Annotated in this window: 9 protein-coding genes and 1 pseudogene; 3 read left to right on the top strand and 7 right to left on the bottom strand. The window is 59.6% G+C overall.

What is annotated here, in order from left to right:
* Positions 1-25 precede the first annotated feature (25 nt).
* From OH491_RS20735 to OH491_RS20765, 7 genes are all read right to left on the bottom strand, one after another.
* Positions 26-1,087: a hypothetical protein gene (locus OH491_RS20735; RefSeq protein WP_145929064.1), complete on the bottom strand. Its 1,062-nt coding sequence runs from the start codon at positions 1,085-1,087 to the stop codon at positions 26-28.
* A 138-nt stretch (positions 1,088-1,225) separates the two neighbouring features.
* Entirely contained in the window at positions 1,226-3,100 is a 1,875-nt protein-coding gene (locus OH491_RS20740; RefSeq protein ID WP_068772624.1) for a family 20 glycosylhydrolase, read from the bottom strand.
* Positions 3,101-3,114: 14 nt separating this feature from the next.
* Positions 3,115-6,606 carry a TonB-dependent receptor gene (locus OH491_RS20745; RefSeq protein ID WP_068772623.1) on the bottom strand — a complete coding sequence of 1,164 codons (3,492 nt, stop codon included), beginning with the start codon at positions 6,604-6,606 and terminating at the stop codon, positions 3,115-3,117.
* A 270-nt stretch (positions 6,607-6,876) separates the two neighbouring features.
* Complete coding sequence (locus OH491_RS20750) at positions 6,877-7,905, bottom strand: substrate-binding domain-containing protein (protein WP_068772622.1); 1,029 nt, start codon at positions 7,903-7,905, stop codon at positions 6,877-6,879.
* A gap of 100 nt (positions 7,906-8,005) precedes the next feature.
* A complete protein-coding gene (locus tag OH491_RS20755) occupies positions 8,006-8,158 on the bottom strand; it encodes a hypothetical protein (protein WP_342750666.1) in 153 nt (50 codons plus the stop codon).
* Positions 8,159-8,198: 40 nt separating this feature from the next.
* Complete coding sequence (locus OH491_RS20760; RefSeq protein WP_342750667.1) at positions 8,199-9,785, bottom strand: family 20 glycosylhydrolase; 1,587 nt, start codon at positions 9,783-9,785, stop codon at positions 8,199-8,201.
* Positions 9,782-10,219: a beta-N-acetylhexosaminidase N-terminal domain-containing protein gene (locus OH491_RS20765; RefSeq protein WP_084442617.1), complete on the bottom strand. Its 438-nt coding sequence runs from the start codon at positions 10,217-10,219 to the stop codon at positions 9,782-9,784. The genes OH491_RS20760 and OH491_RS20765 overlap by 4 nt, the downstream gene beginning before the upstream one ends.
* A 1,234-nt stretch (positions 10,220-11,453) precedes the next feature.
* Between OH491_RS20765 and OH491_RS20770 the strand changes: the two are divergent.
* The 3 genes and pseudogenes from OH491_RS20770 (at position 11,454) to rph (ending at position 14,925) form a co-directional block, all read left to right on the top strand.
* Positions 11,454-12,213 (top strand): annotated as a pseudogene (locus OH491_RS20770) (IS5 family transposase).
* A gap of 70 nt (positions 12,214-12,283) precedes the next feature.
* Positions 12,284-13,714: an IS701 family transposase gene (locus tag OH491_RS20775; protein ID WP_342750668.1), complete on the top strand. Its 1,431-nt coding sequence runs from the start codon at positions 12,284-12,286 to the stop codon at positions 13,712-13,714.
* Positions 13,715-14,160: 446 nt separating this feature from the next.
* The gene (gene rph, locus OH491_RS20780) at positions 14,161-14,925 is read left to right on the top strand and encodes a ribonuclease PH (protein WP_068772617.1); all 765 of its coding nucleotides are present in this window, start codon (positions 14,161-14,163) and stop codon (positions 14,923-14,925) included.
* Positions 14,926-15,135: the final 210 nt, after the last annotated feature.

Raw genomic sequence — 15,135 nt, forward strand, 5'->3', positions numbered from 1 at the left:
TTTCCCCCGGTAATTGTCACGGTCGTCATCGCGGTTGATTGACAACGGCATCGGCCCACATCATTTCGAATCCCTGATATTCGTAAATATCCACGCCCAGAAACGCGCGCGTTGTTTCGCCCTTGGATATTATATATTTCACCGCATCGCTCATATTATCCCATCCCAGCGGTTGCAACGAGGTTGGGTCGGCTTTCCCGTTTTGTATTCCATGGCTGGTCTTGATGCAAACGCTCACGCAGGCCGGCCTGCTCCCCGCGGCCTTGATCGTGGGTTCCGCCATGCTCCAAATGCGCTCCTTCCTGTTGTTATACGCCATCACGATCAGCGCATCGCACGACTGCAAAAACTGCCTCGCGCCGCCATTCGCGACCTCCCCGGCGTCATAACGGTTCTGAAAAAAGAAGCCCACGGCCTGCCGCAGCGGAAGCGGGCCGATGGTCTTGCGCGCCAGCGCCAGCACCTCGGTGGTGCGCTTGAGCAGCAGGTCGTTGTCCCTGCCGATGCCGGCGTTTTTCTCGGAATCCCAGACAAGCGCCAGCTCTTTCGGGCGTTCGGCGGCGCCATGCTTCATGATATGCGGCTCCAAGTCGGCTGACACGCCGGCGAAACGTTCGCCGGGCACGACCGATTTATTATAATCCAGCACAGCCGCGCAGTCCTCAATCACCGCCTGGTCGTCCACGAAAAGCCTGCCGCGTTCCAGCGTTTGCGCGTGCACACGCATGCCGTGCCCATGCGCGACGCGAATGAATGTCCTGCGCCATGCAAGCGCCAGTCCTGCCGCGCTTTTTGCGCCCGAACCGCAGGTCAGATACACGTCGGTGAAGCCAAGCAAAGCGAGGCGCGCCGCCAGCTTTTCCGGCTCCGCCGCATAATCCTTCACCGTGCGCGATTCATACACATACACGCCACTGCGAAATCGCCCGCCAGACTGGATCACGGTCCGGAACTGAGTCGCCCGCTTGAGCATCGCTGGTGTGACACCAGCCGTCTTGTCAAGCCCGGCCCCGCCCTCGCACGCGACACCCGGCAAAAGGGCTGCGACAAACAACAAAGCTGCTTGCAAGTGTTTTATGGAAATCATGATCATTATACTATTTATGAGCGAAATTCATGGCTTTATGGGCAGGGCGCAGCCTCCGGTCGAGCCGTGAATCGCCAACGGCTCAACCGGAGGCTGCGCCCTATCAGGCATAATCCAAAAAATGCCTCATGAATGGCATCAGTCCAGTTTTCTGATGGCGATATTTCTATATTGTTTCACGCCGTCCGCCCGCGACACAGCGATGCGGCCGCTGCGCGCGTCCGCATCGCTGACAGACCACGCCATGCAGCCGTCGATGGTGAGCGTGACGACAGGCCCGCGCGCGGTGAGTTCGTAGATGTGCCAGTTCTTCAAATCACGCAAGGACCTCATCAGGATGTGTCCCGGCGGCGGTGTTACGCGCACTTTGTAATCATCCCGTATTGTGATGCCGGAAAAATCAACCGTTGTTTCCGTATCAAGTTCAAATGTGAGTATGAAGTCGCGGTATTTTTCATCTTCGCGCAACGGCATGGACGGATGTTTATATTCGGGAGACACTCCAAACCGGCCGAGCCTCGATTCGTGCGCCGGCCAGCGCGCCTCGAAGTCCGCCAGATCGCCGGCGCGTCCCTCGGCCCAGAGCGTCTCCGCCATGCAGAGCGCGCGGGGATACAGACGCTTTTCGACAAGCCCTTGTTCAGTCGCCCACATGCAGGCCTGTCCGCCGAGAATCATGGCGCGCGGCGGCAATTTTTCATATTTCACCCTGGCCGCATCGGGCTTCGGATTCTCAGCGCCGAAAAGCGTGGCATCCCAGTCCTTGACGGCGGAGAGCGCCACGCCCTGCCTCAGTCCGAACGATGTCAAATACAGCGGCGCATAGGAGGAATTGATGATTGTATAACCCGCCGCGGCCATCGCCTGCGCGTTTTTATGGTTTTGCCATGCGTGTATGATGATATCCTTCGGGGGCATGGGCGCGACGCCCGGATGAATCGCTTCGTTCCAAACGATAAGCTGTTTGCCGTTGCGTTTCGAAATGTCATCCAGATCGCGGACAAATGTGTGATAAAATGCCTCGATTGTATCGCATCCTTTCGACTTCATGCGTGCCTGGCAATCAGGACAGTTTTTCCAGCGCTTGATGGCAAAAGGCTCGTCGGCGCCCAAGTGAATATAACGCGACGGGAAAATCGCGGCGACCTCGGCGACGACCTTTTCCATGAATTCCCAGGTGAAGGGTTTCCCGGCGCAAAGAATGGCGTCGTTCATCTCGCGCGCCATCCCCTCGCAGTCAAGTTGCGGATATGCGCTGACCTCCGCGTGCGAATGGCCTGGAAAGTCCAGCTCCGGCAGCAGTTCCACGCCATAACGCGCGGCGTATCTCACGAGTTCGCGCAATTCATCCTGCGTGTAATACTTCTCGCCGGGGCGATTGCATTTCGGAAACGCCTTCGACTCGAACGCCCACGACTGATCGTCGATCAGGTGCAGATGCAGGACGTTCATTTTATAGGCCGACATCACGCGAATCGTGCGGCGGATGAAGGCGAGGTCGAGAAACGAGCGCGCCGGGTCGAGCATAAGCCCCCGCCAGGCGCGCGCAGGCTGGTCGTTGATGGCGGCATGGCGGATATGATATTTCCCATTCTCGTTTTCGATTCCTTGCAGAAGTGTCTGCGCGCCCCAAAGCAAACCTTCCGCAGATGCCGCCGCCACGACGATGCCGCGCCCATCAATTTCGATTGAATAGGATTCCCGGGCGCATGACTCCGGAGCAGACGGCGTTTGCAGCAGAAGCGTGATCGCGCCAGATTCGATGGCGTCGGAGGACACCAGCTTGCAGGCAAGCGAGGTCTGTTCCTTGAGCTCTTCCGCAAAAACTTCGGCGATTTCGCGGATGCGGGCGGGAGACTGCGCGGGGATGTTCACGCGCAGCCCGGGTTTGAGCAGCTCGCGGCCCGCGCCTTGTTCGAGGCGGAAGGGCTTGGGCATCATTGTAGTGAAGCCCGCCGCGTGCGCGAGGGTTGCGGCGGCAATATACAGGAGGAGGGTGATTGCGCATCGCATGATAATCTATACAATCAGAATGTATATTTGACGCCGAGTATCATTTGAACGCCGAAATGCTGGATGCTGTAGAGTTTGGCGTAGTCGGGGGTGTTGTCGCCGTAGCGTTTCAGGACGTAGGGCTCGTTGGTGACGTTGCGGGCGGTGAAATAGATGGTGAAGCCCTTGGTGATGCGATACTCCGCGTCGATGTCGAGTTTGGTGCCGCCAGCCAGGTATTCATAGGAGTTGGGGGCGATGCGGTTGCCTTCATAGACGCCGATGGTGTCGGGATTGTCGGTGGAGATGAGCCTGCCGCGGTTGTTGCCGAGGCGCTGGTCGCTGCGGTTTGTCCATTTGAGCATGATGGAATAGCGGGGGCGGTTTATCGAGACGCCCCAGTTCATGGTGCGGGGAACAAAGGTGCTGAAATCGGCAAGGGGGCTGCCGGTGAGGCTTTGGAATGTGGCATTGCCGAATATCGAGATGCCGCGCGCCCAGTCGGGAAGAAAGGTGAGTTGCTGAGTGTAATCAAGTTCAAGGCCGCGGAGGGACATTTTTTCGACGTTTGTCATGGTGGAAATGCGGACTTTTTCATTAAAGACGCGGTCTCCATTGCCATTGATATAATAGAAAAGCGAGGAGTCGATGTTGTAGGATTCAAGCAGCTCGGGGGTGGCCGCTTGCAGGGGATCGAGGGGGATGGTGGTGCTGCCGAAGAAGTTTTTTATGCTTTTATAGAAGAAACTGGCGCTGAGGCGGGCGGATTTCTGGAAGTAGTATTCGACTGACACGTCAAAGGCGTCGGCTTCCCAGGGTTTTAGCTCGCTGTTGTTGACGGTGATGGTTTGCTGGACGCTGGTGCCGGAGACGGTGGTTGTGTCGGGGAGGACGACGAGGGGGACGATGTCCATGAAGTTGGGGCGGGCGATGGAGCGGGCGTAGCCGGCGCGGATGATGAGGTCGTCCTTGAGGAGGAAGGTGGCGCTGAGGCTGGGGTAGAAGCCGTCGTAGGTGTGCTTGAGCTTTTCGCCACGGATTTGATTGATGACGTAGTTGGCGGCGTGTTTATAGGGATTGGCGAGGCTGGTGTAGGTGGTGGCGGGAGTGGGGGCCAAGGGGGCGAGGTGGAATCGGTCCATGCTGGCAATGAAGGCGTCGGAGAACTGGGTTTTGTCGGGCATGCCGGTGGCGGGGTCTGTCTTGAAGATGGCGTTGGGTTGGCGGCGGGGGCCGGCGGCTTTATCCTGGGTGTGTTCCCAGCGGACGCCGCCGACAAGCCAGAGGCGGTCGTTGAAGAGTTTGATGTCGCCGCGGATGTAGAGGGAGGAGATGGTTTCCTCCATGTGGAAGGAGTTGTTGGCAAGGAGGAATGGCTCGGTGTTATTGGCGACGATGGCTTGGGAGAACCAGTTGTTGGGGTCGAGGCTGGCGACGGGGGCGCCTGGGATGTCGGTGTCGCGGTTGTAGTGGAGGAGATAGTCGTCATAGACTTTGCCAGGGTCGACCCATTGGACGTAGCCAAGGCCGTAGGGTGCGGGGACTTTGGAGAAGGAATCGTTGATGTAGTGGGAGGCGAGCCGGTATGCCTCGCCGCCGCGGTTGACGGGGTCTTCGCCGTTGGCGCCTGGTTCGCCGCCCCAGAATTCCCAGACGTTGGGTCTCATGGCGATGTCGCGGGTTTCGCGGCGGATGTTGCCGCCGAATTGGAGGCGGATGGGGATGTTGCCGGCCGTGAAGAGGCGGTGGGCGTTGGCGTAGGCTTCCTCGGTTTCGTTGTAGGAGTCGCCTTGTGTGGTGGCGACGGAGCCGCGGTAGCCGGTGCCGTTGTTGCTGTAGGGGGTATAGCGCATGGTGTAGCTGTAGGAGTGTTGCTGGTTGCGTCCGTTGGCGTTGATGTCGGCGGCTTCGTTTTGAAGGGCGAGGATGTAGGGGTCTATGGGGAGGAGGACGCGGTTGCCGGCGGGGCCGGTCATGCTGAAGGTGGAGATTCTGTTGGGGATGCCGTTGGTGATGTCATCGAAGTTGACGATGACACCGCGGATGCCGGCGACGACGTTGTTGAAGTAGCCTTCGTCCATGTCGCGGTAGTTGTTGGTGGCCTTGGAGGCGCTGATGCCGGCGTCGATGTTCCAGACGGGACCGTTGTGGCGGTAGGTGAGGTTGGCGAGCCAGGTGTTGCCGAATTTGCGGCGGTAGTTGGTGGAGTTGGTGACGGAGCCGGCGTTGTTGCGGTTGGCGGGCATGCCGTCGATGTCGGAGATGCCGCCGTGGGTGAAGTCGGGGCCATACCAGTTTTGTGTGTTTTGGGGTGGAAGGCCGGACTCGAGGCCGCCGCCGCCGCCGACGTCAAAGGCCAGAGCCGAGGCGTAGAAGGAGTTGTCGTAGTTGTTGTATTGGTAGCGGAGGTTGAAGATGTCCTGGCGGGTGGCGCGCCAGTCGAGGGAGATGCCGACGGAGGAGCGCTCGATGACGGAGGGGGAGGTTTGGACGCGATAGGAGGCGAGGTAGGGGTTCCTGGGGGTGACGGTGGCGGGGGTGGGAGTGACTTCGGTGTTGGCGCCGCCGGAGGAGGGAATCCAGGAGGTTTGCTGGAGGGTCTGGGGGTTGTATTGGTCGGAATACATGCCAGTGATGGTGATGCCGAGGTTCTTGGTGAGGGGGTTGATGTAGGTGAAATCGAAGCCGGGTTTGACGAGTATTTCCTTGTGGCCATTGGGGCCGATGGGTTGGCGGCTGAGGCTGGTTTGAGTGCTGTTGAAGTTGGCGTAGGCGCGGACGGTGGCGTAGACGCCGGAACGTTCGAAGGCGGATTTGCTGATCATGTTGATGGAGCCGCCGAGGGCGCTTGCGGGCTGGTCGGGGGTGCGGCTTTTGGAAACGGAGATGCGGGAGGCGTTGTTGATGGAGATTTGCTCAAACTCGACGGCGCGGCTTGGGCTGTAAACGCCGTCGGCGGCGAATGAGGCGGAGGGGACTTTAAAGCCGTCCATGGTGATATCGACAGTGGAGGGGGGGAGCCCGCGGATGGTGACGGTGCGGGCGGCGGCGGCGTTGTAGTCAACGGTGAGGCCGGGGATGTATTTGAGGAATTCCCCGATGTTGCCCTCGGTGATATTTCCAAATTCGTCGGTGGAGACGACATTTTGGATGTTGGGGGCGTTGCGTTGCTCGTTGAGGGCGATTATTTTTGCGTCGGTTTCCCGGCGGGCCTGGACTTGGTATGTGTCGAGCTTGACAATTTCATCGCCGGAGCCGGCGCGTTCCATGTCGAAGTCCTGCTCGGTGGTGGCGCCTTCGGTAATGGTGATTGTATATTGTTTCGGGGTCATGTCGCCATAGGTGGCCTGGATCACGGTTTCGCCGGCGGGGGCGTTGGTGATTATATACTCACCGTAGCCGTCGGTATATGAAACCAAGCCGGAGCCGGCGATGCGCACCTGCGCGTTTAATAGATACCTGCCGGTTGACGTGTCCAGCACGCGCCCCCGCACGACGGTGGGGTTGGCGGCAGCAAAAGCAGACATCGGCAAAAGAATCGCCGCAACCAGGACAGCGATGGCCGGCCAGATGCGATTCGAGACACACATAGATTCCCTCCCGCCCAATGATATATTGTCTATTGCGGGAGCCGGCCAGTGTGGGATGCAGTGAGTATTTTGTTTCATTGGATCTTGGTGTTATTAAAGGGCTGAAACGCGAACCGATCAGAGGCGTGGAAACTAAAGCCCTGCATGGCGTGCGGGACAAAGGGTATTTTGGTAAACGTTAAACGTCCCTCGCGCACCAAGGACCGGCTACTGTTGCGAGCGGAGCGATCTGCTTTCGATCCACACGCTTTCGACCAGCTCCAGGCGCGGGTGCGCGGGGATGCCGAAATCGGCGTTTATTATTCGCGAGACCAGCAACTCGACCGCCCACCGGCCCATGAGTTGCTGGTTTTCCTGCATTCCGGAAAAGGGTGTGCCTTCAAGTATCTGGCTCAGCGCCACGACACCGAGGTCGCCTGGCACATGCCGGCCCAGGCATTGCAATGCCGCATGAAATTCGGCGAGCACGTCATAGGTGTGCACGATGAGGACAACGTCGGGCGCATGTCGTTTCAGCCATGAACGGAGCGGCTTTTCCTCAATCCGCGCCATGCGCAAAATCGGCATGATGTGCGGCACCCCGAGCCTGTGCTCGCACCATCCGAGATAGGCGCTCGCATTGGCCATGCCGCCGCGCGCGTCCTCGTATTCGCCGAGCAGCAGTCCAGGGCGCCGGTAGCCGAGTTCGTAAGCGCGGTTGAGCGCGTGCATTGTGTCGTTGTAGGCGTGGTTGATCACGCGGTGCATCGGCGTGCGGATGCTCAGGCCCTGCGTGACGATGGCGCAGCGGTCGAGTTCGTGGGGAAATTCGGCGTCGATATCGGGGCTGCCAAAGCAGAGAAGCCCGTTGATGCCGCGTGTGTCGAGGATGGCGCGGATGCGCGGGGGGGTCATGCCGGGCGCGCGCATCCAGATAGGTTCGAGGCGGTAGCCGAGCACCCCGGCGCGGACCGTCATGCCGTGATACATGCGAGTGAGATGCAGGGATTTTTCCCAGGGGCGCGAGGCGTCGTAGAGGGAGACAACGCCGAGACACGCGCCTTCGCCGGGCTTGGCGGCCTGGCGGATGCGGCTCATAAGCTCGGCGATTTTGGCATCGGGTTTGTAGCCGATGCACCGGGCCGCGCCGAGCACGCGTTCGCGGGTGGCCGCGGGAATCTTCGGGCTGTTTTGCAGCGCGAGCGAGATCGTTGCCACGGAGAGTTTTGTAATGTCGGCGATTTTGCGAATGCTCATGGTATGCGGCTGGGGTTTCAGTCGGGCATAAGCATGGTACGGATAGGGCTAATGGGATGGCTGTGGAGATGGAATGGATGCGGCTGGTGTTCGTCCGGGGTCATGGGGACGCGGTGTTTTGGGAGGCGGTGGTGATGAGTTGTTTGATGCCTTTCAGAGCGGGAAAATCCACGGCGGCGGCGTTCGGCGCGACGGCTTTGTCAACGGCGGCGAGTTGTTGGTCACATGTGGCTTTGACGTCTGCGGAGGGCATTACTTCGGATGGGGCTTTTTCGAGCACAAGCAGCGCGTTTTCAGTCTGTTCGATGGCATATAAAACACCATTCGCGAATTTCGCGACATCTTTCAGGCAGGGCGCGGCGCGACGGCTTTGTCAAGGCGGCGAGTTGTTGGTCACATGTGGCTTTGACGTCTGCGGAGGGCATTACTTCGGATGGGGCTTTTTCGAGCACAAGCAGCGCGTTTTCAGTCTGTTCGATGGCATATAAAACACCATTCGCGAATTTCGCGACATCTTTCAGGCGGGGCGAACGTTTCGCGAGTCGGGTGCTGACGATCTGCGCCGCTTGATGCCACTCAGCCAGTTGCCCGCGCAGAGCATCCGCGAGGGCCGGCGCTTTTTCGGAATCGGTTTTACGTGCTTCGAGATAGGCGGAGACGTTGTTGTTGAAATCACGCGCGCTGGCACTGTCGGGAACGGTCGCATCTACAAAGCCGCCCAGCGGATTGAGGCGGCTTTTGAGTTGCAAACGGCCCCGGGCGTATTGCTTCACGGGTTCACAGGCGTCGGAAAGCATGCGGAGCGCGAGAACCTCGGGGCTTGCCGGAGCGAACATATCGCCGGCGAGTCTGCGCAAAAGCGATGTCCGGTTTTTCTCGTGCATCATGCCGGTCTCGTCGAGGCGCAGGCTTACAATGGCGAGGCGACGATGCATGTCGGAAACGTCGCGCGCTGCCTGCGGCGACCAAAGGCGCTCGGCGATGGCGGCGGTGCGCGGCCAGATGCGGGAGTCGATGGTCTCGGGGGACACCCACTCCGACCACATGGTGGCCTCGCCGCCGAGAACGAGTTCGCGCCGATCGGGTGCGAGTGCGTCCCCGGCGGGAAGAGGATCAACGCCGTAGTGATCAGAGGCAGGCTGGTTGAGATCGATGTAGTAACCGTGCGAGAGAATCACGCGATGACCTGCGGCGGCGGCCTCGGCGACACCCTTGGGGCCGCGCCAAGAGTGCACGATGGCGTTTTTCGGGAGGCCGGAGTGGATGATCTCGTCCCAGCCGACAAGGGTCTTGTTGTTACGCGCGAGGATTTCGGCGAGCCGGGTATTAAACCAAGCGTGGAGGCCGTGGTTGTGCTTGAGATTGTTTTCCGTGATGAATTTTTGGATGCGTTCGTTGGTGTTCCATTGCTTGCCATTGTTTTCGCCGCCGCCGATATGCATGAAGGAGTCGGGGAAAAGCGCGGCCATTTCCCCCAAAAAATCGGAAAGCAGTTCGTAGAGGGCGGGATTGGACGGATCTATCGTGGGGTCAAAAACGCCCCAGCGTTGTTCAATCGTGTAAGTGGCACAGGGAGGACCGCTGAGCAGCCCGGGATGCGAGGCACCCCAACTCGTGGCGTGGCCGGGCATGTCGAACTCGGGGACGACGCGGATCGTCCGGGCAGCGGCGTAATCTATGATGCCGCAGATTTGGTCTTGCGTAAAATAGAGGCAGTCGGAGCCGAGCATGTGAAGTTCGGGATGAGTTTTACTTTCGATGCGGAAACCCTGGTCGTCGGTGAGGTGAAGGTGCGGGACGTTGAGTTTGACAAGCTCCATGCCGTCGATGATGCGCCTGATGTCGCAGGTGTCATGCCAGTGGCGGGAGGCATCGATCATGAGGCCGCGCCAGGGAAAACGGGGGCGATCGTTAATCGTGACGGCGGGGGGAAGCTGAAGCCTCCGGCGTCCTGCCGGACGAGTTGGATGATGGTTTGCAGGCCGCGCAGGGCGCCGGTCGTCGTGGGCGCGCGGAGAACGGTTTGTTCGGGCGTAATGGCGAGCGTGTAGGTTTCGTCCTCGCCACGGGAGGGAATCGCGGGGGAGGGAGCGTGAACGTCGATGATAAGTGCGGAGTCTCGCGCGCCCGGTTTGGCGATTGATGTTTGGGTGAAGACAATGCCGGTGCGGATGGTGAGGGCCGAGTAAAGCCGGGTGATGGCGGAGCGGAGGCGAATGTCGTTGATGCCGGCCAATGCCACGGAGAAATCCCCCGTGATGGGGAGGCGCGCCTCCGGAACAGAAAACCGGATTTCTGCCGGCAGCGGTATGATGTCAGTCGTGACATCCGCGAGTGAAACTGAGGCGACAGCAAAAAAACAAAAGCTCCCGCAAAGGCTCGCGCTGTCTTATCAAGGATGGAGGATGTTGAGAATTTTATTGATGGAATAACATTCAAGGGTTTCAACGGCTGTGGCGTTGTTTTCGAAGGTGTCCGGCACAAGATATCCAGCTAGTGTGACGGCGAGTGTGCGCAGGGGAAATCATCGGTGGGCTGGTGCGATGCCGGGGATTCAATGCCTGTCAATGATAGCGGGGGGCGTCTGTCCTGAATAACAGAAACGATTATGTTTTTGTCAAAAATAACAGCATGGTTTTCACGTCCGCCCGGTCGCAATCGCCGGTGCAGTTGCTTGCGCTGCATAGGATTGATATGATGTTTGTGGACGCGAGCAATCGCATCGCGCATCGTCAAGAGGATGGTCGGATTTCGGCTCGCGGTGGGTTTCCAAGCCAACGTCGAGGTAGAAGCTCAGCGAATGTGGTTTGGTTTGTCTTTGAGCTTGAGAAATACGGCCTCGGCCTCGCGCAACTAAGGTTCGGTCAGAAACGTGAAGGCCACGCGCAAGTCCGAGTCGACCTGCGCCTGCTTGTGTTGCAGAGTGCCGCACCGGCCTGTTCGTGCAGGCAGTTCCCTGCACATATTATGACCAGCGAAATATTTTCCGATTTCGGTCAGCCAATCCATTCCTACACGCGCAAACAGGCCATCGCGGACGGTGTGCTCATTGACCTCAGTGGCAATGGAATCCTCCGCCGTCATTGGAAGCCCCCGTGGCCTGCACCAGTGCGGTGTGGAGCACCATCGAAAACGCCATCCGCACCGGTGATTGCGACCTCGACGGCATCCTGCACGACCTCAGCGTGCTCGCCAAATTGCGGATACGCGGCGGGAAAATCAGCGATGCTGACACGGTGCGTTCCACTGCAATCATAGGTAAACGTACGTGCACGTATGAAACTTCACCTCGGCCCCGGCGACAACCACGAGCCGGTTCCTACCCTCATGCTCGCCGACGAGGATTGATAACACACAGGGGGCGCACCTCGCGCCTCCTATTTTTACCGGCAGGCAGAATGAGGGCATTCGCGCGAACATCACGACACCGCTTGACGACCACCGGTTGGCTGCAATCAAACGCCCCCGCTTCATGGGTCGGTATTCTGAAGCGTGTCGTCATGAGATTTGGTTGATGCCCCGGCCGAAGGCAGGGAACGTGGGATGCCATGGGGAAAATGCATCGAAGACATGACATATCGGATGAGGTGTGGGCGGCCTTGAAGCCGGTGTTGCCCGGACGCGAGGGAAGCAGGGGAAGAGTGGCGCAAGACAATCGAAGATTTATCAATGCAGTGCTGTGGATACTGCGCACAGGCGCGCCGTGGCGGGACTTGCCGGCCGATTACGGAGACTGGAAAAACACCCATCGGAAATTTTTTGCCGATGGAGGGACAAGGGGCAATGGGAGGGACTGCTGTACAAGCTGATGAGAGATCCGGATTTCGAGTGGCTCATGATCGACGCCAGCCACGTCAAGGCGCATGCCCACGCGGCGGGGGCGGTCGGCGGCAACGGGGAGATAGACCTGAAAAAGGGGGCGAAACACCAAGATACATCTGGCCGTGAATGCGCATGACCGGTCCGAGTCATTGTTACGGCAGGTCCCGTCGCTGATTGCACGCAGGCTGAGGCATTGATCAAGGACCTGCCCGCCGAATGCCTGCTGGCCGACAAGGGCTACGACACTGATGCGATTGCCGAGGGCGCACAGACGCGCGTCATGCAGGCGGTCTCCCGCCTCGCAGCACCCGCAAGCAATCCCGCCAATATAATGCCTACCTCTACAAACTGCGGCATCTGGTAGAGAATGCCTTCCTTCGGCTCAAGCAATGGCGCGGCATCGCCACTCGTTATGCCAAGCGCTCCGCTGCCTTTTTGGCCGCCATTCAGCTCCGTTGTGCGCTTCTCTGGGCTCAAATCTCATAACGACACTCTTTAGCACTACTCCGTTAAGTAATACTTGGGTTATTTTCCCCGCGCAGGCAGGATGCGAGGCATGATGACCGCAGGGCATGTGACGAGGATACGGCAGCAGTTGCAGGGTTTCGTGGAGGAGTTCGCCGAGGATTTGGGACGGAGCGAACGCCGCCACTGGTGCGGCAAGTATCTGGAGGGCTTGTTGCGAGAGGGGGAACACAAGTCGATCGAGCCGCTGGCCGCCCGGGTTGGCTGCGATGACCAGGCACTCCAGCAGTTTGTCAACCAGAGCCCGTGGGATCACCGGGCCGTGCTCCACCGACTGCGCCAGCAGATGCGGACGTCGGCGTCGGCGGGCGGAGTGCTGGTGCTCGACGACACCAGCCTGCCCAAGCAGGGCCGCCACTCGGTCAGTCGCCCGCCAGTATTGCGGAGCCACGGCAAGATCGCCAACTGCCAGAGCATCGTGACCTGGCATTGGCTGGGCGCGACAGGATTGCACTGGCCGCTGGCCGCGCAACTCTACCTGCCGGCCGAGTGGACCGCAGATGAGCCGCGGATGAGCCGGGCGGGAGTGCCGCCGGCCGAACAACGCTTCCGCGAGAAGTGGCGCCTGGCGCTCGATCTGCTCGACGAAATGAAGCCGCAGTTGCCGGCCTATCAAGCCATCGTCTTCGATGCCGGCTACGGAGTCGTGCAGTCCCTGCTGGCAGAACTGGAAAAACAGGCAGAGCCCTACGTGGCTCAGGTTCCCGGCAATATCGCCGCGTGGCCGGCCGCAGCCGTGGCCACCCTCAAGCCGGCACGGCGTGGCCGGCCGCGACAGCACGCCATCGTGCAGGATCCGGCGATGCATCCCCTCTCCATGGTTGGGTGGCGGGACAAACTTTTACAGGAACCGGGGCGATGGGTTCAGGTGCAATTGCCACGGGCCGACGGTGCCAGCGTCCAGGCTGTGGCCGTGCGGGTTCAGGCCTCCCGACGAGGCAGTCGCTGGCGGCAGCCCGGCGCGGCCCGCTGGCTGCTGATCGAGCAACTCGGCGAGGAGACCTTCAAATATTATCTGTCCAACCTTCCGGCCGGCACCCCGCTGGCGGAGCTGGTCCGGCTGGCGCACCAGCGCTGGTGCGCCACGCCAGCCCGCACCAGCCGCCGCATCGCGATTGCCGCAACAACCAGACCGGCGCGGATGCCCACCTCTGGACAGATGCGCAAAGCCGCCAGCCTTGCCCCATGCCACCCACGCCCAGCCACCGGCAAACCGACGAAAAATGATGCCGGACATCGCGCATGTCGCCGCCAAAACAACCGCGCGGACAGTCGTGCATGGAGGTGCCGGAACGCCCCGGTCGGCACCGGCGTGAGAAATCCCGGAAACCCGGGCTCGCCAAACCGGACGGATTTCCTCATATTTAAGTCAAATTTAATTTTGTATTTAGCTAATGGATACAAGTTTGTATGCATCCGATTGCGATCCTTCGCAAGGTTGCCAAAAAGCTGCCAGAAATGATGTTTTTTGCTTCACTTCCATGCAATAATCTGCAAACATCTTTTTGTCATAAGTCATTAATCAACAACAAATTCCGCTATAACCAGCGACTTATGAGCGTAACCCTAGCAGGCACGGATGCCTGCGCTACGCTCGCTGCCGCGGTTTCGCCCTCCTTCTCGCGGCATGCTTCTGATACTAATTCTGAACGAAATTCACTCTTTTGGAGGGCCGAGCTCCTGCGAGGCCGTCGCGGTCATACGCGACTTTTTTCCGCGACGGCCTCGCAGGAGCTCGGCCCTCCGGCAAAAGGGTGATTTTTGTCGGGAAATGGTATGACTCCACTTTGAGTTGCACCCACCCCGTGCCGTCGCCGCATTTTCATTGTCGCCATGCGTCGCGAATCGCCAGAACCTTTTTGTTTCCTAATTTAATCCACCCAACCAACCTCCGCATCCCCATCCCTCATGAGCCAGACCACCGCCGCCCGCGCCGACGGACGCAAACCCGACCAACTCCGCCCCATCACACTCGTGCCCGGCATCGCCCCGCACGCCACCGGCTCGGTGCTCATCGGCTTCGGAGACACCCGTGTCATCTGCGCCGCGACCATCGAACCCAACGTCCCCACTTGGATGAAGCAGCAGGGGGTGAAAGGCGGCTGGCTCACGGCCGAGTATTCGATGCTTCCCTACAGCACGCTCGACCGCAAACCCCGCGACATCGCCAAAGGCCGCATCGACGGGCGCACCGTCGAGATCCAGCGTCTCATCGGACGCTCGCTGCGCGCCGTCGTTGACCTGCAAAAACTCGGGCAAAACACGCTCTGGATCGACTGCGACGTGCTCCAGGCCGACGGCGGCACGCGCACCGCGTCGATCACCGGCGCGTATCTTGCCGCGCGCCTCGCCGTGCAGAAGCTCATCGACGAAAAGAAACTCGCCGAAAACCCCATCACCGACTCCATCGCGGCCATCAGCGTCGGCATCCTGGAGAGCCGCGAACTCCTCGACCTCGCCTACGTCGAGGACAAGGACGCCGAGGTGGATTTTAACGTGGTGATGACCGGCAGGGGCCAATTCGTCGAGATCCAGGGCACCGGCGAGGAGTCGACCTTTAGCCACGACCAGTTGCAAAGCCTGCTCGCCCTCGCGCAAAAGGGGTTGAAACAAATCGCCGCCGAACAGACCGCGTTTCTGACGAAACAATTGCTGGGGACGCTGAAAATTTAGAGTGCTAACAAAATAGCCGACACAAAGACGCAAAAAGGCAAATGGAGTCTGTTTTGACACAGAGGGCACAGAGCGCTGACACGGAGAGCACAGAGAGGGAAAAGACCTTTCCTTTCATGGTCTCCGTGACCTCTGTGTGCCGCGCTCTGTGTTCTCTGTGTCAAAACAGACTTCCTCAATTTTCTTTTTGATGGACGCTCTTAAAAGGCC

Source organism: Termitidicoccus mucosus (assembly GCF_038725785.1).
Classification (GTDB): domain Bacteria; phylum Verrucomicrobiota; class Verrucomicrobiia; order Opitutales; family Opitutaceae; genus Termitidicoccus; species Termitidicoccus mucosus.